The 21145-nt window shown below is 32.0% G+C and carries 21 protein-coding genes and 2 tRNA genes; 8 read left to right on the top strand and 15 right to left on the bottom strand.

Going from position 1 to position 21145, the window contains the following annotated elements; translation table 11 throughout:
• The first annotated feature begins 5 nt into the window (after positions 1-5).
• Both J9309_RS04150 and rsmI read left to right on the top strand, forming a co-directional pair.
• The gene (locus tag J9309_RS04150) at positions 6-485 is read left to right on the top strand and encodes a DUF4252 domain-containing protein (RefSeq protein ID WP_230477243.1); all 480 of its coding nucleotides are present in this window, start codon (positions 6-8) and stop codon (positions 483-485) included.
• 38 nt (positions 486-523) lie between these two features.
• Positions 524-1204 (top strand): 16S rRNA (cytidine(1402)-2'-O)-methyltransferase, encoded by a 681-nt coding sequence (rsmI, locus tag J9309_RS04155; protein WP_230477245.1) that lies wholly within the window; start codon positions 524-526, stop codon positions 1202-1204.
• A gap of 41 nt (positions 1205-1245) precedes the next feature.
• Here rsmI and recJ read toward each other — a convergent pair whose 3' ends face one another.
• From recJ to J9309_RS13630, 3 genes are all read right to left on the bottom strand, one after another.
• Positions 1246-2946 carry a single-stranded-DNA-specific exonuclease RecJ gene (gene recJ, locus J9309_RS04160; protein ID WP_230477246.1) on the bottom strand — a complete coding sequence of 567 codons (1701 nt, stop codon included), beginning with the start codon at positions 2944-2946 and terminating at the stop codon, positions 1246-1248.
• 62 nt (positions 2947-3008) lie between these two features.
• The gene (locus J9309_RS04165; RefSeq protein WP_230477248.1) at positions 3009-3758 is read right to left on the bottom strand and encodes a uroporphyrinogen-III synthase; all 750 of its coding nucleotides are present in this window, start codon (positions 3756-3758) and stop codon (positions 3009-3011) included.
• A gap of 8 nt (positions 3759-3766) precedes the next feature.
• On the bottom strand, positions 3767-4432 hold the full coding sequence (locus J9309_RS13630; RefSeq protein ID WP_394369290.1) for a DUF4271 domain-containing protein: 666 nt from the start codon (positions 4430-4432) through the stop codon (positions 3767-3769).
• A 67-nt stretch (positions 4433-4499) separates the two neighbouring features.
• Here J9309_RS13630 and J9309_RS04170 point away from each other — a divergent pair, with 67 nt between their 5' ends.
• A complete protein-coding gene (locus tag J9309_RS04170) occupies positions 4500-5222 on the top strand; it encodes a polyprenol monophosphomannose synthase (RefSeq protein ID WP_230477249.1) in 723 nt (240 codons plus the stop codon).
• Positions 5219-5605: a DUF4296 domain-containing protein gene (locus tag J9309_RS04175; protein ID WP_230477251.1), complete on the top strand. Its 387-nt coding sequence runs from the start codon at positions 5219-5221 to the stop codon at positions 5603-5605. The genes J9309_RS04170 and J9309_RS04175 overlap by 4 nt, the downstream gene beginning before the upstream one ends.
• 34 nt (positions 5606-5639) lie before the next feature.
• Here J9309_RS04175 and J9309_RS04180 read toward each other — a convergent pair whose 3' ends face one another.
• The 7 genes from J9309_RS04180 to J9309_RS04210 all read right to left on the bottom strand — a co-directional run bounded on the left by J9309_RS04180 (position 5640) and on the right by J9309_RS04210 (position 9089).
• Complete coding sequence (locus tag J9309_RS04180) at positions 5640-5933, bottom strand: hypothetical protein (RefSeq protein ID WP_230477253.1); 294 nt, start codon at positions 5931-5933, stop codon at positions 5640-5642.
• 19 nt (positions 5934-5952) lie between these two features.
• The gene (locus J9309_RS04185; protein ID WP_230477255.1) at positions 5953-6414 is read right to left on the bottom strand and encodes a 5' nucleotidase, NT5C type; all 462 of its coding nucleotides are present in this window, start codon (positions 6412-6414) and stop codon (positions 5953-5955) included.
• A gap of 99 nt (positions 6415-6513) precedes the next feature.
• Positions 6514-6735, bottom strand: a complete 222-nt coding sequence (locus J9309_RS04190) for a hypothetical protein (RefSeq protein ID WP_230477256.1) — start codon at positions 6733-6735, stop codon at positions 6514-6516.
• 158 nt (positions 6736-6893) lie between these two features.
• Positions 6894-7670: a toxin-antitoxin system YwqK family antitoxin gene (locus J9309_RS04195; RefSeq protein ID WP_230477263.1), complete on the bottom strand. Its 777-nt coding sequence runs from the start codon at positions 7668-7670 to the stop codon at positions 6894-6896.
• Positions 7671-7933: 263 nt separating this feature from the next.
• Positions 7934-8007, bottom strand: a tRNA-Cys gene (locus tag J9309_RS04200).
• A 52-nt stretch (positions 8008-8059) separates the two neighbouring features.
• Positions 8060-8416, bottom strand: coding sequence for a dihydroneopterin aldolase (folB, locus tag J9309_RS04205; protein WP_230477269.1), 357 nt, complete (start codon positions 8414-8416; stop codon positions 8060-8062).
• A 70-nt stretch (positions 8417-8486) separates the two neighbouring features.
• Positions 8487-9089 carry a superoxide dismutase gene (locus J9309_RS04210; RefSeq protein WP_121934405.1) on the bottom strand — a complete coding sequence of 201 codons (603 nt, stop codon included), beginning with the start codon at positions 9087-9089 and terminating at the stop codon, positions 8487-8489.
• Positions 9090-9223: 134 nt separating this feature from the next.
• On the opposite strand from J9309_RS04210, the gene J9309_RS04215 reads away from it, so the two are divergent.
• Both J9309_RS04215 and J9309_RS04220 read left to right on the top strand, forming a co-directional pair.
• Positions 9224-10402, top strand: coding sequence for a serine hydrolase domain-containing protein (locus J9309_RS04215; RefSeq protein WP_230477271.1), 1179 nt, complete (start codon positions 9224-9226; stop codon positions 10400-10402).
• Complete coding sequence (locus tag J9309_RS04220; RefSeq protein WP_230477273.1) at positions 10402-11109, top strand: 3'-5' exonuclease; 708 nt, start codon at positions 10402-10404, stop codon at positions 11107-11109. Before J9309_RS04215 ends, J9309_RS04220 begins: the two co-directional genes overlap by 1 nt.
• A 34-nt stretch (positions 11110-11143) precedes the next feature.
• Here the strand turns inward: J9309_RS04220 and J9309_RS04225 are convergent, their stop codons facing one another.
• Positions 11144-12550, bottom strand: coding sequence for a hemolysin family protein (locus tag J9309_RS04225; protein WP_230477275.1), 1407 nt, complete (start codon positions 12548-12550; stop codon positions 11144-11146).
• A gap of 199 nt (positions 12551-12749) precedes the next feature.
• Here J9309_RS04225 and J9309_RS04230 point away from each other — a divergent pair, with 199 nt between their 5' ends.
• Positions 12750-14459, top strand: coding sequence for an ABC transporter ATP-binding protein (locus tag J9309_RS04230; RefSeq protein WP_230477277.1), 1710 nt, complete (start codon positions 12750-12752; stop codon positions 14457-14459).
• A gap of 74 nt (positions 14460-14533) precedes the next feature.
• Here J9309_RS04230 and J9309_RS04235 read toward each other — a convergent pair whose 3' ends face one another.
• From J9309_RS04235 to J9309_RS04245, 3 genes are all read right to left on the bottom strand, one after another.
• On the bottom strand, positions 14534-16381 hold the full coding sequence (locus J9309_RS04235) for a SurA N-terminal domain-containing protein (protein ID WP_230477279.1): 1848 nt from the start codon (positions 16379-16381) through the stop codon (positions 14534-14536).
• Between the two features lie 101 nt (positions 16382-16482).
• A complete protein-coding gene (gene lptC, locus J9309_RS04240; RefSeq protein WP_230477281.1) occupies positions 16483-17070 on the bottom strand; it encodes an LPS export ABC transporter periplasmic protein LptC in 588 nt (195 codons plus the stop codon).
• Positions 17071-17093: 23 nt separating this feature from the next.
• On the bottom strand, positions 17094-18377 hold the full coding sequence (locus J9309_RS04245) for an outer membrane protein transport protein (RefSeq protein ID WP_230477283.1): 1284 nt from the start codon (positions 18375-18377) through the stop codon (positions 17094-17096).
• Between the two features lie 247 nt (positions 18378-18624).
• On the opposite strand from J9309_RS04245, the gene J9309_RS04250 reads away from it, so the two are divergent.
• Positions 18625-18697 (top strand) — tRNA-Phe (locus J9309_RS04250).
• Between the two features lie 108 nt (positions 18698-18805).
• Here J9309_RS04250 and J9309_RS04255 read toward each other — a convergent pair.
• Positions 18806-21070, bottom strand: a complete 2265-nt coding sequence (locus J9309_RS04255; RefSeq protein ID WP_230477284.1) for an aconitate hydratase — start codon at positions 21068-21070, stop codon at positions 18806-18808.
• Positions 21071-21145: the final 75 nt, after the last annotated feature.

A 21145-nucleotide genomic window follows, 5' to 3' on the forward strand; every position in this document is an offset into this window, starting at 1 on the left:
TTATTATGAATAAAATTATTACGCTATTTGTGCTTTTAATCACTATTTCTTCTTGTTCTGCTCCAAAGAACATGAATGAATTTTATGATAAATATGACAAGCAATCAACTATAATTCCTTTGCCTAAATTTGCGATTAATCTTGCGAAGAAAAATACAGATTTAAAAATTTTAGAATACATAAATTCTGCTAAAGTTTTTATAATTACAGATGCTGGAAAGGCAAAACAAAATAGTGTAATGAAAAATTTAACTGCTGCTACAAAAGGTGAAAATTACGAGCAGATGGTTAAATTGAAAGTGAAGAAAAACAATCTGAATGCCGCTTATTTAGAAGATAAAGACCAAATCAATCAGTTAATTCTTGGTGTAAATGGATTACGCAAAGTTTTAGTAATTGATTCTAAAGTAAATTTAACAAAAGAGCAATTAGAAGAAGCTTTAGATAACGTCGATCTTTCTGAATTAGAAGATATCTTAAAATAGATTTTTCTAGTTGTCTATTCTCAACGTATCTTTGACCCATGAGTGGAAAATTGTATTTAGTACCTACGCCAATTGGAAATTTAAAGGACATGACTTTTAGAGCGGTTGAAATTCTAAAAGAGTCCGATGTTGTTTTAGCTGAAGATACGCGTAACAGTGGAATTCTTTTAAAACACTACGAAATTGAAACACCAATGCGTAGTTATCATATGCACAACGAGCATCAAGCTACTGAAGATATCATTAGACAATTGAAAGACGGACAAACTATTTCGATTATTACTGATGCCGGAACGCCTGGAATTTCAGATCCTGGTTATTTATTAGCAAAAGAATGTGTTGCGAATAATATTGCAATCGAGTGTTTACCTGGCGCTACAGCTTTTGTGCCTGCGTTGGTAGTTTCTGGTTTACCGAATAACGAGTTTACTTTTGTTGGGTTTATTCCAGTTAAAAAAGGAAGAAAATCGAAATTAGATAGCTTGATTGAAGAAAAGAAAACAATGATTTTCTACGAATCTCCACACAAGATCGGAAGAACTTTAAGAGATTTAGCTGAAACATTCGGGAATGAAAGAAAAGCGAGCTTATCTCGTGAAATTTCGAAAAAGTTTGAAGAAACTATACGAGGTACTTTAATTGAACTTGCTGAAATTGCCGAAAAACGAAATTTAAAAGGCGAAATGGTTTTAGTTGTTGAAGGAAATCAAGAGAAATAAAATATTATAAACTGTATTCAAGAAATTGAATGCAGTTTTTTTTAATCATCAAAACGAATGTCCTTAATATTCAATTGCCAAGTTCCTTTTCCTTGCCAATAGTTCATGCCAATCGTATAAACCATATCAAAAGTACATCCTTCTTGTAATTTTTTACCGAATTTACCTAATTTGAAACCAATCGCTGGAAAAGTAGAACGCGTATTTTTTTGATGCACATAAAGACGAGCATGTTCTTTACCAACTAATCTAAAATCAGTTGCGATTAAATTTTTTGATAAGAATACAGGATTCATATTTTCTGGTCCAAAAGGAGCCATACGCATCACCGTTTCTAAGAAAGATTTTGTAATATCATTAAACGATAATTCCTTATCAATTTCAATAATTGGTGTAAAATGTTTTGACTGACTTTCTTCACGAACAGTTGCTTCAAATGCTTTCTTAAACGCTTCGAAATTTTCTTCTTTTAAAGCTAATCCGGCAGCAGCCATATGACCACCAAATTGAGTTAATAAATCTGAATTTCTTTCAATTGCATTATACATATCATATTCTTGCACTGAACGAGCAGACGCTACCAATTCCCCTTCGTTATTCTTCGTAAAAACCAATGTAGGTTTATAAAACATATCAACAAGACGAGATGCGACAATTCCAATTACACCTTTGTTCCATTCTGGATGGTAAACAATAGTAGAAAATGTTTTGGATTGATCGATATCTTTTAATTGATCTAAGGCTTGCTCTGTAGTATCAATATCTAGTTTTTTACGTTCGTTATTTAACGAGTTAATATCTGCAAGATATTTTTTACAATCCTCTTCATTTTTACTCAACATAAAACGAACAGCTTCGGATCCATGTTTGATACGACCTGCTGCATTAATTTTTGGAGCAATAGAAAATACAACATTCGAGATGTTTACATTTCCTTTGATATTTGTCGGAATCATCTGTTCAAACCCTAAACGAGGAGTCTGATTCAATCGTTTTAAACCTGCGTAAGCTAATATTCTGTTCTCACCAGTAATTGGAACAATATCAGCTGCAATACTTACCGCAACTAAATCTAACAAAGGATTTAAAATATCTACCGATAAATTAAATTGTTTGATGTAGGCTTGCACCAATTTAAAACCAACACCACAACCACTAAGTTCTTTATAAGGATACAAACAACCTTTACGCTTTGGGTCTAAAACCGCATAAGCATTTGGGATTGATTTATCTGGTAAATGGTGATCGCAAATGATATAATCTATATTTTTTGTATTTGCATACTCAATTTGATCATGTGCTTTTATCCCACAATCTAATGCTATTACTAAAGAAATATTATTTGCAACTGCGTGCTCTATACTTTGATAAGAAATTCCGTAACCTTCGTTGTTACGATCTGGTATGTAGTATGTGACATTCGAGTAGATAGAGGACAGAAATTCGTAAACCAAAGTTACCGCTGTCGTTCCATCTACATCGTAGTCACCAAAAATAAGGATATTCTCCTCGTTATCTATAGCCCATTTAATTCTAGATACGGCAACATCCATATCTTTCATTAAAAAAGGGTTATGTAAATCTTCTAAAGATGGATTGAAAAATGATTTCGCCTTATCAAAATCAATAATTCCACGTTGAGCTAATAAAATAGCAGTTGTTTCGGAAACGCTTAATGCGGTCCTTATACTTTCTACAACTTTCGCAGTAGGTTGCTCTTTTATTTGCCATTTTTTGTCCATCTGTAAATAGGTTATTTGCTATAAATTTATACTATTTAAAGATAGGAAGAAAAAGAAAATAACTATTTAGATTTATTTACTTCTTTTACATATTTATCTAACGCCATTGTCATTGACGGAGTTTCTTTTGTCGGAACCTCAATATCAATACGTAATCCCATCTTTTCCGCCTCGGCTACAGTATTTTTACCGAAAACAGCGATTCTTGTATTTTCTTGTACGAAATCTGGGAAATTTTCGAATAATGAAATAATTCCTGATGGAGTAAAGAAAACTAAAATATCATATTTAACATCTTCTAAATCAGATAAATCACTTGATACTGTTCTAAATAAAGTAGCTAATTGCCAATCTAAATTTAAACTATCTAATAATTTTGGAACATCTGGTTTGATAACATCTGCTGCTGGAAGTAAAAATTTCTCGTCTTTATGTTTCTTAAATAAAGGAACTAAGTCTGAGAATAATTTCTCTCCAATATAAATTTTACGCTTTCTGTAAACAATATACTTTTGTAAGTAAAAAGCAATAGCTTCCGACTCACAGAAATATTTCATTGTGTCTGGGACTTGAATTCGTAGTTCTTCAGCAACTCTAAAAAAATGATCAATAGCATTACGACTTGTAAAGATAACTGCAGTAATTCTTTGAAAGTCTATCTTTTGTTGTCTAACATCTTTACCGTCAACTCCAACTACTTGGATAAAAGGACGGAAATCAATTTTAATTTTGTGGCGTTTCTCAATCTCAAAGTAAGGAGAATTTTCCACCTGTGGCTTAGGTTGTGATACTAATATCGATTTAACTTTCATAGTAATAATTAGATTCCCTTACCAATAATTAGGAATTTTGCTAAAACCATTATTGGTAAAATTTCTAGGGTGCAAAGGTACAAAATATTGTAATACCAAATAGACTTATTAATTGATATTTGATTTGAATATCTAAAATAGATTTCCCATATACGATTAACACATAATAATATAAACCACGAAATCATTATTATATTGCTATCTAAATCAGAATAAAAGTAAAGAAAACAGCTGACTATCAGTATTAATATATTTCTGGCATTCACATAACTAGAACTCTTCATGAAGAAGGAAATCGAATTATCTTGATAGAAAACTCGGAAAAAAGCCATCTCTATTAATAATTTTATCAGCATTACAGCAGAAATTAGTACAAAGCAAAGCCCAATTCTTAGTGGTAATGTGAGTGTGTAATCTAGGATCTTAACATCGAAATGAGCAACTAAAAGCGTGCTAATTAACACAATCATCATAATGTTGATGATCAAACTAAACAACGTTGTATTATCATCTGTAAAACTTAAATACTCCGTTTTATTCTTTAAAGTTTTAAAGTTTTTCGCAAATAAATACTTTGATGCACAAACAATTAATAAACAAATCACTAAGATGATCAGGATATAATCGTTAGTTTGTGTGTTTTTAGCAATACTAATTAATTCTGTCGCTTTCATAATCTTTTCCAAAAATACAAAACCCTATCAATCTAATAACTATCTTTATGCCCTCAAAATGATATTTATGTCAGACAAATTAGTCATCATCCCGACATATAATGAAAAAGAAAATATACAAGCCATAATCAAAGCAGTTTTGGCAGTGGATGATACTTTTGATATTTTAATAGTTGATGACAGTTCTCCAGACGGTACTGGTAATTTAGTTCGTGAATTATTTACAGAAAGCAACGGGCGTTTACACTTGGAAGTGCGTACTACTAAAGACGGACTTGGAAGAGCGTATGTACATGGTTTTAAATGGGCTTTAAAAAATAATTACAAGTACATTTTTGAAATGGATGCTGATTTCTCGCATAATCCTAACGATTTACCTCGTTTATACGATGCATTAGCAAACGGTGCTGACGTTGCTGTTGGTTCTCGTTATAGTAATGGTGTAAATGTTGTAAACTGGCCAATGGAACGAGTTTTATTGTCTTATTTTGCTTCCAAATATGTACGTGTCATTACCAATCTTCCTGTACATGATGCTACTGCTGGTTTTGTAGGTTATAAAGCTGAAGTTTTAGAAACGTTAGGTTTAGATGATATTAAATTTAAAGGATATGGCTTTCAGATAGAAATGAAATACAAATCTTGGGTGAAGAAATTTAAAATTCAGGAAGTTCCTATTATCTTTACTGACAGAACTTTAGGAGAATCTAAAATTAGTTCAGACATTATAGGCGAAGCTGTATTTGGAGTTATATCTTTAAGATTACGAAACATGTTTGGCAAACTATGAAAAAGATAGCTTACATTTTTATTATACTTATTAGCATTGTATCGTGCAGTAAACCTTACGCACAGAAACCAGATGATTTATTAAGTAAATCTGAAATGCGTGATATTTTGGTTGATATTTACACAAGTCAACAAATGATGAATTCAATTCAGAGTCAATCACCAAATCAAGTTTTAGATGTTGCAAAAAATACGATGTATATTTTTGATCAACATGAAACTACTCACAAAATTTTCGAGGACAGTTATAAATACTACTATACTCAAACTGGTGCGTATCAGAAAATTTTAGATGATGTGATTGATGAATTAAAAAATCGATTATCTGAAGAAGAATTAAAAAAATACGAAGAGATTCAAGCCCAAGGGCAACAACCTCAATAATATATTAACCGATTGCTATAAGTAGTCGGTTTTTTTATTGTTTTAATTTCAGAGCGTAAATATCTTGTAACTTATTGTAAAATAATTTCAGCGTAAGATAATATTCAGGATCGTAATAAAGATTCAATTGACCTGAAGCGCTAACATTACCAATTTCTTCAAAATCATCATCAATCTCGTCAGTAAATTTATATGCTGGGAAAAGAGATTTTACCTCTTCAAAAATTTTCTCTTTATCTACCGTAACGACGACAGAGGTAAATTCGCAATCAACATTGCTTGATAAGATTTCTCTAATTGCATAGGTTTTTGTTGTAATATCAATCATAATTTTAGTGTTTTTAACATTAGTTTTTAGGAATTAAATAATCAGTTACACTTTGCCAAGTCGGAAATTGATCGGTAAAAATGTGAATGTGTTCACCTTTAAATTCACCTGCACCATTCTTTGTTCGGTCATCAATTAAATAATCACCTATTAATTGTTCTTTGTGGTGAGTTAAAATTAATTTTTTGTACATCGACGGAAGATATTTTTCTACCCAAATGCGTTTTTGTGACCAAGAGTGGATATTGTGCCAAGGCGCGGTAGAAAGAATGTAAACATCGTAATGTTTTTCTAGTTCGTTGATAGATTCTAATGCATGAGGAATTGGCTTTGCATTAAGGAAGATGGTTTCAGAATCATCAATTAAATCAGTTGGATCTTCATAAACTTTTGTTGAGGTTGATAATTCGTGGTTTAATTCACCAATTAAATCTACAATTACACCATCAAGATCGATGTAAACTACTTTTTTATTTGTCATAAGCGTTAATTAAAATTTCTACTCAAATATAACAGAATCAAACGCCTAAATATGTCGAGAAAAAATAAAGTCGAGAAAAAATCTCGACTTTATTGTAATTTATTTTTGTAATTCTTGTTCTATTCCAAAAACCCAAAGGATTTTTTCGTCAGCTAAACGATTTTTCGCCTCTTCGATATAATCTTTTTTTAATCGTTCGTAAGCTTCCTCTGTAATATAATTTGGATCGAACGGAGGAACAGGCATCACCTCAACTTTAAAAGTCTTGGTGTGTCCTTTATAATTCACTTCCTTCTCTATATATTGTTTTTCTTCTGCCATTTGTTTCAAATTGAATCATCAAATTATAGCAAAGATAAAATATTAATGTGGAATATTATAAATCCCAAATAAATAGAATTTAAAACGTGCAAGTGTGTATAAATAGCAGAACACATCTCAAAAAAGAAAGCTGCTCAATAGAGTACCTTTTTAATGTATTAAAGATTTTGATTATTACTATAATAATGCACTAGTTCTCCATTATAAAACTCTATTTCATTTTTTAAATTCCCATGATCATCATATAAATTTATATACCCATCTAAAAAATTGTTTTTATAACTTATAGATCTTTTAACTTTTCCATTTGTATTAAATTCTCTATGAAATACTAGCGTATTATTTTCGTAACATTTTATAGTTAATAACACACCTGATTCTGAATATTTTTTATGATCACCTATAAAATTATCATGATCAAATTCTCCAATTTCTGCAAGTTGACCATTTTCGTGAAATTTCTTACAAATACCATGACGACGACCAAAAGAAAATTCAAAATCTAATTTAATTTGTCCATTTCTATAGTAACTTTTTAAGTTACCATATAAATATCCGGTAGGAGTTTCATTTGAATGAAAATATAAACTTAAATTTTTTTCAAATTCATAATATATAGATCTTTTACTTATCAAATAACTACCTTCTTCTCGTAATTTACCATCTTCATAATATGATTTAAATTTTTCAGTTGGTTCTCCTCTATCATATTTCAATTCAATTTCAAGTTGACCATTATCGTGAAAAGCTTTATAAGATCCGTGTCTTAATCCATTTGCAAAATTTATTTGCTGAAAAAGTTTTCCATTACTATGAAATGATTCTGCAACTCCCGTAAATAAATCATAACTATTTTTATAATAACATCTACCGATTTCGAATCTTAATTGATCTAACTTAACATTCTTATATTTCTTATTATTAAATAAGCCCATGATTAGTGATTAATTTTCATTAATATACAATTTATTTCAGAGAACTATAAATTGATTTAAATTCAATATTAAATTATCAAAATATGAAAATCATCTTTTTTTAAAATTCAAATGGTATATATTCTTTATATTAATAACAGTAAAGATTCTGGAGAAAATATTTTATTAAATTATTTAGAAGATAGTTATTCAAAAAAATTATTAAATTCTATTAATAATTAAAACAAAAAACCCTCTAATCTTTCGATTAGAGGGTTAAAATTTGGAGGTTCCTAGCGGATTCGAACCGCTGTGGACGGTTTTGCAGACCGCTACCTAGCCTCTCGGTCAAGGAACCATTTCCATCATTTTGGTTTGCAAATATAGCAATATTTTTAAAAATACAAAGACTAATATTCTTTTTCTAAAATAATACTTACTTTTTCTACATGCCCACCAATAGGAGGATTTACCTTAGAAAGTTTAATCTTCGCATAAGTTACAGTTGTAAGTTCTTGACCTATACGATCTAAGACTCTTTTACACACATGTTCTAATAATTTTGAACGAATTCCAACTTCTTCCTTTACAATATTATTTAATGTTACATAATCTAATGCATCCACTAATTCGTCCGACTCACAAGCCTTAGAAAAATCTGCACGAGCTTCTAAATCCACTAAATAATCAGATCCAATACGAGCTTCTTCGTCTAAACACCCGTGATTCGAATAGATTTTAATATTTTCTAAAATAATAATTCCCATACATCAAAAATAAAAAAAGACTTGCTTATACAAGCAAGTCTTAAGAGATATTTAAATAAATCTTATTAGATTATTTTGCAGCTGCGTATAACTCAGCAACTTTAGCCCAGTTTACAACGTTAAAGAAAGCGTTGATGTAGTCTGGACGACGGTTTTGGTAGTTTAAGTAGTAAGCGTGCTCCCAAACATCTAAACCTAAAATTGGTTGACCTTGAACGTCAGCAACTGGCATTAATGGGTTGTCTTGATTTGGAGTAGAAGTAACAACTAATTTTCCATCAACAACAACTAACCAAGCCCATCCTGATCCAAAGCGTGTTGCAGCAGCTTTAGAAAATTCATCTTTAAATGCGTCGAATGATCCGAAAGCAGCGTCAATTGCTTCAGCTAACTCACCAGTTGGGTTACCACCTGCGTTTGGAGCTAATGTTTCCCAAAATAAGTTGTGGTTGTAAAAACCTCCACCATTGTTACGTACAGCTGGAGTTCCCGTTCCGTTTGCTAAAATTTCTTCAATTGTAGCGTTAGCTAAATCAGTTCCTTCGATAGCTGCATTTAAGTTTGTAGTGTATGCTGCATGGTGTTTCCCGTGGTGGATTTCCATTGTTTTAGCGTCAATATGAGGCTCTAATGCATCTAATGCATATGGTAATTGTGGTAATTCAAATGCCATAATATTTATATTTTTTAGATTATTAATTTGATTAAATTTAAATCAATTTCTACAAATATAAGACCGAAGTCAGAAAATATTAACATAATTTAATACTAATAGTTTAAATTAGTAACTCGACAAGATAAATTTGTATGAAAACAATCTGGAAGATTATAAAATGGATTTTAATTATTATTGCTTTACTGCTTCTTGCTCTGTATTTTACGGGTAATGCATACATCATTCGAGGTGTGCAATTAACCTATCTAAAAGGAGAAAAAACAGCAAATATTAACGATTATAAAGACTTCGACAATAATGTCATCTTGGCAGGAACTCCACAGTATTGGCAAAATCATTCGGCGTATAATCAAATTCAAATAAACCCTGCATTTGAAAAAGAATTAATTGATTACGAAACTGCTTCATTTATTATAATTAAAGATGGACAATTATTAACTGAAAAATATTACACAGGATATAACGAATCTAGTATTACCAATTCTTTTTCGGTAGCTAAATCTATTACGACAATGCTAATTGGGAAAGCGATTGAAGATGGTTATATTAAAAGTTTTGATCAAAAAATAACTGATTTCCTACCTGAATTTAAAAACGATGAATTTGGTAAAAAATGTACTATTGCCGATTTATCTGCAATGACATCTGGATACGATTGGTCTGAAGATTATTATCTTCCATTAAACCCTACTGCGAAAGCATATTATGGTGATAATATTGAAGAACAAATTCTAAATCGAAAATTTATTAAAAATCCAGGAGGACATTTTGAATATCTTTCTGGTGATACACAATTATTAGGAATTGTTTTAAAACGTGCTTTAAAAAATAAATCTATTTCACAGTACGCACAAGAAGTTTTGTGGCAACCAATGGGGATGGAATTCGATGCGCAATGGTCGAAAGATAATCCGAATGGTATGGAAAAAACATATTGTTGTTTTAATACAACAGGTCGTGATTTCGCAAAATTAGGTCAATTACTTTTAAATAACGGAAAGTGGAATAATAAACAAATATTAGATTCAGCATTTGTGCAAAAAATGGTTCAACCTAATCTGAAAGCATTCAAAAAAGATGAAGTTCCTATTTATGGCCATTCTATTTGGATGGATCCATCTTATAAAACTCCATTTTATGCCATGTTAGGACATTTAGGACAACGTGTAATTATAATTCCTTCGCAAAATTTAATCGTGGTTAGAACTGGAAAAAAACACCTTGATCAACCACAAACTAATGCTATAAAAGATGGTGATGTTTACCGCTTGGTAGATGAAGCTATGCGTATTAATCAAAATATAAGATAATGCTAAACACTATTCCATATAAAAAAATACTTTTCTTAGATATAGAAACAGTTCCGCAAACAGATGATTGGAATTTATTATCTGATCGTACGAAAGATTTATGGGCAAAGAAAACAGCTTTTCAGCGCAATAATGATGAAATTTCTCCTGAAGAATTTTATCATGATCGTGCAGGAATCATGGCTGAATTTGGTAAAATAGTTTGTATTTCTTGTGGAATTGTAGTGAATGAAAATTACATCCATATTAAAAGCTTTTATGGTCATGACGAAGAAAAAATTTTAAAGGATTTTAATTCGATGTTAATCGAGAATTTTTTCAAACCAGATCATTTATTATGTGCACATAACGGGAAAGAATTCGATTTTCCATATCTCGCAAGACGAATGATGATTAACCAAATTGAAATTCCGAGGATTTTGCAAATGTTCGGGAAAAAACCTTGGGAAATTCCACATTTGGACACAATGGAATTATGGAAATTTGGCGATTATAAACATTTTACATCTTTGGATTTGTTGGCAAATATTTTCGAAATTCCAACTCCAAAAGATGACATTGATGGTTCGCAAGTAGCAAAAGTATATTACGAAGATAATAATGTAGAACGCATCAAGGATTATTGCGAAAAAGATGTTGTTACATTAATTAACGTTTTTAGAAAAATGAGATATGAAAATCCTTTAGTTCGTAAAGAAGATTTATAAAATAAAAAAGCCACTCGATTGAGTGGCTTTTGATTTATACATTATCTTCTGTAGGATCTTCTAAAATTTCAATTCCTTCATGAATTGTTAGTAAAACTTGTTCTACCGAATTGCGGTACATCTTTTTAACGACACCAGTATATTCGTTCAATTCAATTACATCTTCTTCTTCTAATTCACGATCATAACACACTTCTGAAATTAATCCAGCTAACGTATCATAATGCTCAGATTCTTCGAATTTGTATGGTAATAGACGGTTAATATCAGATATTGCATTATGTGCATTTACTAAATAAACTCCTTTATCTAAACGCTCTACAATTGGATCTTCGTTGTCGTATTCATCTTGAATTTCACCAACTAATTCCTCTAAAATATCTTCCATAGAAACAATACCTGCAACCTCACCTACTTCATTCGTAACGATTGCCATTTGTACACGTTTCTTTTGGAATTGTTTTAATACGTGTTTAATCATTGCACTTTCCGAAATAAAAATCGGTTCACGTAAGATTCCTCTCACATCCGTTTCATTTGGGTTTGCCATTAACTGACGCATTAAATCTTTTGTATATAAAATACCAATAATGTTATCTAACGATTCTTCGTAAACAGGATATCGAGAATAACCTTCTTCTATCGCATAGTCAATCGCTTCTTTTACTGAAGTTGTAACATTGATGGCTGAAATATTCTTTCTTAATGTTTGAATATTAATAACTCGACGATCATCAAATTCGAATACATTCTGAATTAAATCGCGTTCTGATTCTTCAATTGCACCACCTTCTGAACTTTCAGTAATAATCATTTTAAGCTCTTCTTCTGTATGAATATCACCACCATGAATTGGTTTGATTCCAATTGCACGTAAAATCATATTCGCCAATCCATTCATTAACCAAATCACAGGTCTGAACACGAAATAGAAAATTCGTAAAGGCCACGCAATGGTAAATGTTGTTTTGGTAGGGAATTGAATCGCTAATGATTTAGGCGCTAATTCTCCAAATACAATGTGTAAAATTGTAATGATTATGAACGCAATAATGAATGAGAAATTTTGTGCAAATGACATCCATTCTGGTCCTGTTAATCCTAAAACTTCAAATAATTTTATTACTACAGGCATTAATGAAGATTCTCCAACCCAACCTAATCCAAGTGAGGCTAAAGTAATACCTAACTGCGTTGCAGCAAGATAGGAATCTAAGTTGTTTACGATAAGTTTGGCAACATTAGAGACACCAGCATTAATATCCTGGTTCACTTCAATCTGAGAAGATCTTACTTTCACAATAGCAAATTCGGCTGCCACGAAAAAACCATTTAAGAAAACAAGAAAAACTGTTAGCAAAAGTTTTGCTACTGAAATTTCATCTGTGACATTGTGATTAGCAACTAAAAACAATGTCGAAATCTGGGAGTATGTATCCATCGGTTGAAATTAAAAACCAGCGCGTTAAATTTTTTAGGCTGGGAATCATTAGCTCTAATTTAAGAATTTTTCTTGAAAATAAATTAGATTTTTGATTCTCAACAAAATTATAAAAAATTTAGATTCAAAATTCATTTTTTCCTTCATCTCCTACATTCGATAAATTTCAGTAAATTTCAGCTGTCAATATTTGCTAAATATGAACGCATCAACAAAGTCGCAACCTTGGATAATTGAAGTTAAAAACTTATCTGTTTCTTTTGGAGATAAACAAGTTTTAAATAATATAAATTTTAAAGTACATCAAGGAGAAACTCTTGGAATTGTCGGAGAATCTGGTTCTGGAAAATCAATTACTTCTTTGGCTATTATGGGATTATTATCTCCTATGGCCAAAATTCATCACGGTAGTGAAATTCTGTTTCATCAAAACGGTGCTACCATCAATTTACTTGAGTTAGACTCTGATGAAATCAGAAAAATTCGTGGAAACGATATCGCTATGATATTCCAAGAACCTATGACCTCATTAAATCCTAGTTTACGTTGTGGTGAACAAGTGGAAGAATCTATCTTATTACATCAAAAACTTTCTAAAACTGACGCTAAAGCTAAGGTTATAAGTTTATTTGAGAAAGTTAAACTTCCGAATCCTGAACGTGTTTATAAAGCTTATCCACATGAATTATCTGGTGGACAAAAGCAACGCGTGATGATTGCTATGGCAATTGCGTGCGAGCCAAAATTATTAATCGCAGATGAGCCAACAACTGCTTTAGATGTAACGGTACAAAAGGCTACTTTGGATCTTTTGAAAGAATTACAACAAGAAGAAAACATGAGCATGATTTTTATTTCTCATGATTTGGGTGTGATTGCTAATGTTTGTGAAGAAGTTTTAGTCATGTTTAGAGGTGATGTTGTAGAGCAAGGAAATGTTACCGAAATATTTAATCATCCGAAAGAAAATTATACAAAAGGGTTAATTGCGTGTCGTCCTCGATTAGAAGAACGCTACAAAAGATTACCAACCGTAAAAGATTTCTTGAAAGATGCTAATCATCAGTCTGAAATTTATACAGCTGATAAAAGAGAAAAATTTCATCAAAAAATTTATAATCAAACTCCAATTTTAGAAGTTAAAAATTTAAAGAAATATTTTTATCCTTCTTCATTATTTGGTCAGTCTGAAATTCCTAATGTAAAAGCGGTTGATGATATCTCCTTTAAGGTTTATCCTGGCGAAACTTTAGGTTTAGTGGGTGAATCTGGTTCTGGTAAAACTACTTTATCACGAACAGTTTTGTTATTAGAAAAACCAACTGCTGGTGAAATCTACTTCAACGGAACAGATATTACAAAACTAAAGAAAGAGGAAGTAAGAAAATTAAGACGTGATATTCAAATCATTTTTCAAGATCCATATTCTAGTCTAAATCCGCGCCATACCATTGCTCAAATTATCACTGAACCGATGGAAGTACATAAAATAGGATCGAATAAAAAAGAACGACTTGAAACTTCAAAATCCCTTTTAGAGAAAGTAGGTTTATCAGCTGCAGATCTAAACAAATATCCACACGAATTTTCTGGTGGACAAAGACAACGTGTAGGAATCGCACGTGCTTTAGCATTACAGCCTAAATTCATCATCTGTGACGAATCCGTTTCTGCTTTAGATGTTTCTGTGCAAGCACAAGTTTTAAACCTTTTAAATGACCTAAAATCGGAATATGGTTTTACATACATTTTTATTTCTCATGATTTAGCTGTCGTAAAATATATGTCAGATCAATTACTTGTAATGCAACATGGCGAAATGAAAGAGTTAGATGATGCCGACATTGTATATGCCAATCCATCTACAACATACACGCAAGAATTAATTGCTTCAATTCCTAAATTATAATTCAATCAAATTAGCATAAAACAAAAAGCCCGAATCAAATGATTCGGGCTTTTTTATCTATATCGAAATAGCAATTATTTAATAATTCTGTCGCGGTTATCTTTAATATCAGCCGCTTGGATTAATGAAGGTAATAATGTTTGAGAAACTTGTCCTTTTAATTGACGATTTAAGTTTTCTAATAACATGTTTCCTTTTTGTCCTGTTGGAACATTTTGAGACTTTGGAGTAATGTAGAATACACCTGCATTACCAGCAATTGCTTTAGAAGATGTGTTTGGTTTAACACCAAATGCAGCTCCTACAACACGAGGCTCTAAACCTACACCTTGGATGTTTGAGTTTCCAAAGTTAACTGCTGTTGTTGCTTTTGCACCTCCGAATTGTTTAATGAATGCGTCGATACCTCCAGTACCAATTTTTTCATCAACTAATTTAGAGATTTTCTCTTGTAATAAAATTGGCTCTACAAATTCTCTAACTACTGATGGAGCAGCTAAACCTTTGTCAAAACGATTTACTAAGTGAACGACGATATAATCTCCATTTTCTGAAGTAAATAAGTTTGTAGCACCTTCTGCTGTTTTCTTATCAAATGCCCAAGATAAAATTTTATCTGTTTGGTCTGCTGGTAATTCTTGAGCAATTGATGGTGCAAAACGCTCAATTGATTCTGAAGTTCCATTAACAAAATTTGATTTTTTAGCAACAGCTGTAAAATCGTTTAATGATTTATTTTCTACATTTTGAGCGAAAGTACGAGCATTTTTAAATGCTGCATCCGTAGTCGCTTTAGATGGTTCGATACGTTTTACTAAGTTTGCGATTTGGTAAACAGTATTAGAATTTACTGAATCTTTAACCTCTTTAGATTTAGAGAATTTATAGATTTGATAAGTATCTCCTACTTTATAAGGTCCACCAACTTGACCAACTTGTGCAGTTTTAAAGAATTCTAAAATTTCTGGCGTTAAATTAGATTTTGCTAAATCTTCTCTAGAAAAATAGTTAGAAATAAATGGTTGATCTGAATTTAAAGAAACATAGATTGAATCGTTTTTCGCTGATCCAAATGCCTCAATTGTATCCGTCACATTATTTACTGCATCATGTTTAATTTGTTGTGATAAATACTTTTTGATATTTCCTAATGCAACCTGATCATCTTGGCTAGATGCTTTTGCTGGGAAATATGTATAAGCAACTTTTACTAATCCATTAGCTTCGTAACGTTTTGGAAATTTAGACGTATACGCATTAATTTCATCATCAGAAATCGTAACGTTTAATTTTTTTGCTAATGTTTTATAATCTACAAAAGCATAATCAATCGTTGCATTAGAACCATTGTATGTTTGTTGTAAATCTGCTTCTTTAGCTGTAACTGCTGTACCAGCCATTACGTAGCTTAAGTATTTACGAGATAAAATTTCTAATTTAATCTGTTCAGATGTTTGTAACCAACCTTTGTAGTTTTGCATCATGTTAGGATCTGCAGCTGCTGCTTGCTCTAACTGAGCAATTTGTTGTTGCGCTTCTGCTGGAGATTTCATCCCGAAATTTTGTGCTACATAGCTCCAAAACTCATCATCAGATACTTTTAAACCTAATTTTTCTGCATGTTGCTTTAATACTTTTTGGCTCACTAAACTTGACCAAGTTTGTTGTGCTAATTGGTTAGCTGAAACATTTTGCCCTTGTTGCTGTAACATGTTTTGTACAGATTCTTGAGCAGAATAATATTCATTAATACCAATACTTTCACCATTGATACTTCCTACTTGGTTAGGATCTCCTGTGAATAACTGTTTAATTTTTGAGTTTTCTCCGAATAAATCACCCGCTACGAAAGCAAGCATTGCTATTCCGATTACCACGAAAATTAACCAGGTTTTTTTACGAATTTCTCCTAAAACTGCCATTCTTATGTTAATTTATATACGATAATAGGGGCGAAAATACGACAATACATTGAATAATAAAATAGAAGAAAGTAGAAGAATGAGGTCTATTGTAAATTTTTTTAAAATTTTTGATCCTCACCCATTAAGATATATCCTTCGTTATTGAAAAGAGTATATGTTTCTAAATCATCTGAAGCTTCAATTCCATTCTTAGCCGTTACTCTGCTCCCGTCTTTACCTATTAGTTCGACTTGTTTTGTGGAATAAATCATTTTCTTGTTTTTATTCCAAAATAATTGTTCCGATTTTACTGAATCGCCTTCGTCTGTAACAATTATTACATTACCACGGCCTTCATAAATTCCTGTTGCATCACTTAATTTTCCCCAATCAGCTTTAAAAAAACCTGGTTTTTCTTTTCCTTTTTCATAGAAATCTAACTCCAAACCTTTCTTAAAAATTGTATATGGTGAATCTATCAAGCTATATTCTTCAATTAAAGGTGAACGCAAGTTCATTGTCACTTTCCCAGAATCTTTAAAAATGATATTTGCATCTATAAGACTTCTATTCGGGAAATTTGTTTTTTTACCTTTTGTTAAAGCAGGTGTTTGTCTTTCACAAGAAATAAGTGCAAAAAGTAGAGGAAGAATTACTAAAAATGATTTTAAAGTATTCCACAATCTATTTTTTACACTTTTATTCATTGTTATTTTTATCATTGATATGATTAATCAATTACACGTTTTCTAAACCAAATGTCGTTTAAATCAAATCCTAGTTTCATTCCTAGGTAATTTTCTTGAATTAAACCGTTACTTGTTGTTCCTCTTTTTCCGTATTCTAAAGAAACATTAACCATTGATCCGTCATTTGTTTTCCCAATTGGGAATCCAGCACCTAACGTTACACCGTATCTATTAATATCGTTTCCATAGATCGAGTATGGTGCTGATTCGTAATACGCTCCTGCACGATAAATCACACGATTAAAGTAACTTTTGTAACTGTTAAAATCTGGAATCCAGTATCCTCCAACTGCTAAATGAACATTATTTTTATATTCAGTATTATTTGCAACTGATGATGGAGAACTTAATGTAGGTTTATTAAAATCAGACCATGTATTAAACTTTCCTTCTACAGCAATAGACCATGCATTATCTTTTGTATAAGATGTTCCGATTGCAAATGTATGAGGTAATTTAGTATCTAAAGACGAATTTCTGTTTAATGAAATTGTGTCTAATGAACCTTGAGTAGTCCCTAAATATGTGTAAGTAGAAACCAGTTCTCTTAAATCTGTATTTAGATTACTTCCTAATGTATAATAAGCACCTACGTACAAATTATTAGTCTTTCCAATTCTCTTTTGGTACATTGTTCCTAAAGTGAACTGAATTCCTCTGTAATTAGTTCTTGTATCGTAATCCGTTAATAAACTTGCTCCTTCTACAGTTACTTTTTCGTTTGTTAATAATTCCCCGAATAAGTAATTTGCTCGTAATCCGACAGATAAACCTTCTGCAATATTATGATTATAAAATGCATGAATAGAGTTTATTCCTCCTTTACCAGTCATGGTAGAGAATTGTTTAACATCTCCTCTTTCAGACGAATTTTCAATGTTATAACCTAAACCTGTAAAGGGTTGAAATCCGACACCTAAACTACTTTTCTTACTTACTGGGAATGATAACGAAATATTAGATAATTTAAAACTACCCGCTGATTTCTGATCTTGTCCAGTTTTGAATTCGTTATTTTCAGCTCTAACACTTGCGTTAAAGTTCGTCATTCGAATATTTTGATTGGCTGCTGGATTCGAAAAATTAGCATTTTGACCGTAAGGGTTGGTTGGTACAGTAGATATTCCACCCATAGCACCTTGTTCCGCACTATTATTAAATAATTGCTCACCGATACCTATTGAAGAGTATGGGGATACAGATACTGTTTGTGCTTGTATTGTCGTTGCTCCAACAAGAGCAAGACTACAAATAATCCATTTCATATGAACTTATAATAGAATTCTAGAGCACAAATATGATGATTTGTTGTTAAACTGAAAAATATCAGAGCAAAAATGAATCGTTAAAACTCTATTAAATTTATTTTCCCCTCTAAAATTGCGAGACAAATAAATATTTTAAAAATTTATTTTTCACAATATCAGTTACTTAAATAAAATCACTTAAAAAAAGTTTTAAAAAGATTTGGAGGTTAAAATTTTCGTTCTATATTTGCATCACAATTAAGGCGGTGCCTTAGCTCAGTTGGTAGAGCAAAGGACTGAAAATCCTTGTGTCCCTGGTTCGATTCCTGGAGGCACCACTGCTTAAAATCTCAATCATTTTGGTTGAGATTTTTTTTTGCTCTAAACTTTAGGCAAAACAAAAGCCGATGCTATGCATCGGCTTTTGTTTTTATATATTCCTACAACTAAGCTTCTTGTCTTTTGATTAAATTTAAAGCTGAACCTGCTCTAAACCATTCAATTTGCGCTTCATTATAAGTATGATTAGCTAAAATTGTATCCTTTGTACCATCAGCATGAACAAATTCTAATGTTAAAGGTTTACCTGGAGCAAAATCAACTAAATCTACAAAGTTAATTGTATCATCTTCTTGAATTTTATCGTAATCCGACTTATCAGCAAACGTTAAAGCTAACATACCTTGTTTCTTTAAGTTCGTTTCGTGGATACGAGCAAATGAACGTACTAATACCGCTACAGAACCTAAATGACGTGGCTGCATTGCCGCATGCTCGCGAGACGATCCTTCGCCATAATTTTCATCTCCAACAATAATCGATGGAACTCCAGCAGCTTTGTAAGCACGTGCTGTTGCTGGAACTGGTCCATATTCACCAGTTAACTGATTTTTAACCGAATTAACCTCTTGATTAAATGCGTTAACAGCTCCAATTAAAGTATTATTAGCAATGTTATCTAAATGCCCACGGAAACGTAACCATGGTCCAGCCATTGAAATATGATCAGTCGTACATTTCCCGAAAGCTTTAATCAACAATTTTGCACCAGTAATATTCTCACCATTCCAAGCTTTGAATCCTTCCAATAATTGTAATCGTTCAGAATTTGGATTCACAGCAACTTCTACAGTAGAACCATCTTCCACAGGCGCTTGATATCCATTATCTTCATAAGCATATCCTTTGACTGGTAACTCGTCACCAACAGGCGCATCTAACATTACCTCTTCACCTTTATCATTCACCAATTTATCAGTCATTGGATTAAAATCTAATCGACCTGCAATCGCAATAGCAGCAACCATTTCTGGAGAAGTTACAAATGCATATGTATTTGGATTACCATCCGCACGCTTCTTGAAATTTCGGTTAAATGAATGAACAATTGTATTTTTTTCTTCTTTATCAGCACCTTCACGATCCCATTGACCAATACATGGTCCACAAGCATTTGTAAATATTACAGCATTTAAATCTTCAAAAGTTTTGATAAAACCATCACGCGCAGCTGTGTAACGAACAACTTCCGATCCTGGATTGATACCAAATGATGCTTTTGTTCCTAACCCTTTTTCTATAGCTTGTTGAGCAATTGAAGCCGCACGAGATAAATCTTCGTAAGAAGAGTTTGTACATGATCCTATTAATCCCCATTCCACGTCTAGCGGCCAACCATTAGCAGCTGCAGTTTCTTTCATTTTAGAAACTGGAGTCATTAAATCTGGCGTAAAAGGACCATTTAAGCGAGGTTCTAATTCTGATAAGTTAATCTCAATTAATTGATCATAAAATTTCGCTGGATTAGCATAAACTTCATCATCTGAACGTAAGTAAGATTTCATTTCGTTTGCCGCATCCGCTACATCATTACGATCTGTTGCTCTTAAGTATCTCTCTGAGGCATCATCATAAGCAAAAATAGAAGTTGTCGCTCCGATTTCAGCACCCATATTACAAATAGTACCTTTTCCTGTTGCAGATAAAGATTCGGCACCTTCACCAAAATATTCTACAATAGCACCGGTACCACCTTTAACAGTTAATAAACCTGCAACTTCTAAAATAACATCTTTTGGCGAAGCCCAACCAGAAAGTTTACCTGTTAATTTAACCCCAATTAATTTTGGCATTTTTAATTCCCAAGCCATTCCAGCCATAACATCAACTGCATCAGCACCACCAACACCAATAGCAACCATACCTAGTCCTCCGGCATTTGGTGTATGAGAATCGGTTCCAATCATCATTCCACCTGGAAATGCGTAATTTTCTAATACTACTTGATGAATAATTCCCGCACCTGGTTTCCAGAATCCAATTCCGTATTTATTTGAAACAGATTCTAAGAAATTAAATACTTCTGATGATTTATTAATTGCTTCGTTTAAATCTGCTTTAGCGCCTACTTTTGCTTGAATTAAGTGGTCACAATGAACAGTAGATGGAACAGCAGTTTTTGATTTCCCTGCTTGCATAAATTGTAATAATGCCATCTGTGCTGTTGCATCTTGCATTGCTACACGATCTGGTGCAAAATCCACATAAGACTCACCTCTTTTGTAAGCTTCTGATGGTTGACCATCAAATAAGTGTGCGTATAAAATTTTCTCTGAGTAAGTTAAAGGACGTCCTACGATTGCTTTTGCAGCATCTACACGCTCTTGCATACGAGCGTAAACTCCTTTAATCATATCGATATCAAAAGCCATAAGTGTTTGTTTTAGATTATCTGTTATAGTTTAAATAAATTCACAACAATTTACACAATAATTTCTTTATCAGAA

The sequence above is a fragment of the Faecalibacter bovis genome (assembly GCF_017948305.1).
In the GTDB taxonomy this organism is placed as follows: Bacteria; Bacteroidota; Bacteroidia; order Flavobacteriales; family Weeksellaceae; genus Empedobacter; species Empedobacter bovis.

What these genes read in the sequence shown, in the direction of transcription:
- J9309_RS04150 (WP_230477243.1), top strand. Translation starts at nt 6, where the DNA reads ATGAATAAAATTATTACGCTATTTGTGCTTTTAATCACTATTTCTTCT.
- rsmI (WP_230477245.1), top strand. Translation starts at nt 524, where the DNA reads ATGAGTGGAAAATTGTATTTAGTACCTACGCCAATTGGAAATTTAAAG.
- recJ (WP_230477246.1), bottom strand. Translation starts at nt 2,946, where the DNA reads ATGGACAAAAAATGGCAAATAAAAGAGCAACCTACTGCGAAAGTTGTA.
- J9309_RS04165 (WP_230477248.1), bottom strand. Translation starts at nt 3,758, where the DNA reads ATGAAAGTTAAATCGATATTAGTATCACAACCTAAGCCACAGGTGGAA.
- J9309_RS13630 (WP_394369290.1), bottom strand. Translation starts at nt 4,432, where the DNA reads ATGAAAGCGACAGAATTAATTAGTATTGCTAAAAACACACAAACTAAC.
- J9309_RS04170 (WP_230477249.1), top strand. Translation starts at nt 4,500, where the DNA reads ATGTCAGACAAATTAGTCATCATCCCGACATATAATGAAAAAGAAAAT.
- J9309_RS04175 (WP_230477251.1), top strand. Translation starts at nt 5,219, where the DNA reads ATGAAAAAGATAGCTTACATTTTTATTATACTTATTAGCATTGTATCG.
- J9309_RS04180 (WP_230477253.1), bottom strand. Translation starts at nt 5,933, where the DNA reads ATGATTGATATTACAACAAAAACCTATGCAATTAGAGAAATCTTATCA.
- J9309_RS04185 (WP_230477255.1), bottom strand. Translation starts at nt 6,414, where the DNA reads ATGACAAATAAAAAAGTAGTTTACATCGATCTTGATGGTGTAATTGTA.
- J9309_RS04190 (WP_230477256.1), bottom strand. Translation starts at nt 6,735, where the DNA reads ATGGCAGAAGAAAAACAATATATAGAGAAGGAAGTGAATTATAAAGGA.
- J9309_RS04195 (WP_230477263.1), bottom strand. Translation starts at nt 7,670, where the DNA reads ATGGGCTTATTTAATAATAAGAAATATAAGAATGTTAAGTTAGATCAA.
- folB (WP_230477269.1), bottom strand. Translation starts at nt 8,416, where the DNA reads ATGGGAATTATTATTTTAGAAAATATTAAAATCTATTCGAATCACGGG.
- J9309_RS04210 (WP_121934405.1), bottom strand. Translation starts at nt 9,089, where the DNA reads ATGGCATTTGAATTACCACAATTACCATATGCATTAGATGCATTAGAG.
- J9309_RS04215 (WP_230477271.1), top strand. Translation starts at nt 9,224, where the DNA reads ATGAAAACAATCTGGAAGATTATAAAATGGATTTTAATTATTATTGCT.
- J9309_RS04220 (WP_230477273.1), top strand. Translation starts at nt 10,402, where the DNA reads ATGCTAAACACTATTCCATATAAAAAAATACTTTTCTTAGATATAGAA.
- J9309_RS04225 (WP_230477275.1), bottom strand. Translation starts at nt 12,550, where the DNA reads ATGGATACATACTCCCAGATTTCGACATTGTTTTTAGTTGCTAATCAC.
- J9309_RS04230 (WP_230477277.1), top strand. Translation starts at nt 12,750, where the DNA reads ATGAACGCATCAACAAAGTCGCAACCTTGGATAATTGAAGTTAAAAAC.
- J9309_RS04235 (WP_230477279.1), bottom strand. Translation starts at nt 16,381, where the DNA reads ATGGCAGTTTTAGGAGAAATTCGTAAAAAAACCTGGTTAATTTTCGTG.
- lptC (WP_230477281.1), bottom strand. Translation starts at nt 17,070, where the DNA reads ATGAATAAAAGTGTAAAAAATAGATTGTGGAATACTTTAAAATCATTT.
- J9309_RS04245 (WP_230477283.1), bottom strand. Translation starts at nt 18,377, where the DNA reads ATGAAATGGATTATTTGTAGTCTTGCTCTTGTTGGAGCAACGACAATA.
- J9309_RS04255 (WP_230477284.1), bottom strand. Translation starts at nt 21,070, where the DNA reads ATGGCTTTTGATATCGATATGATTAAAGGAGTTTACGCTCGTATGCAA.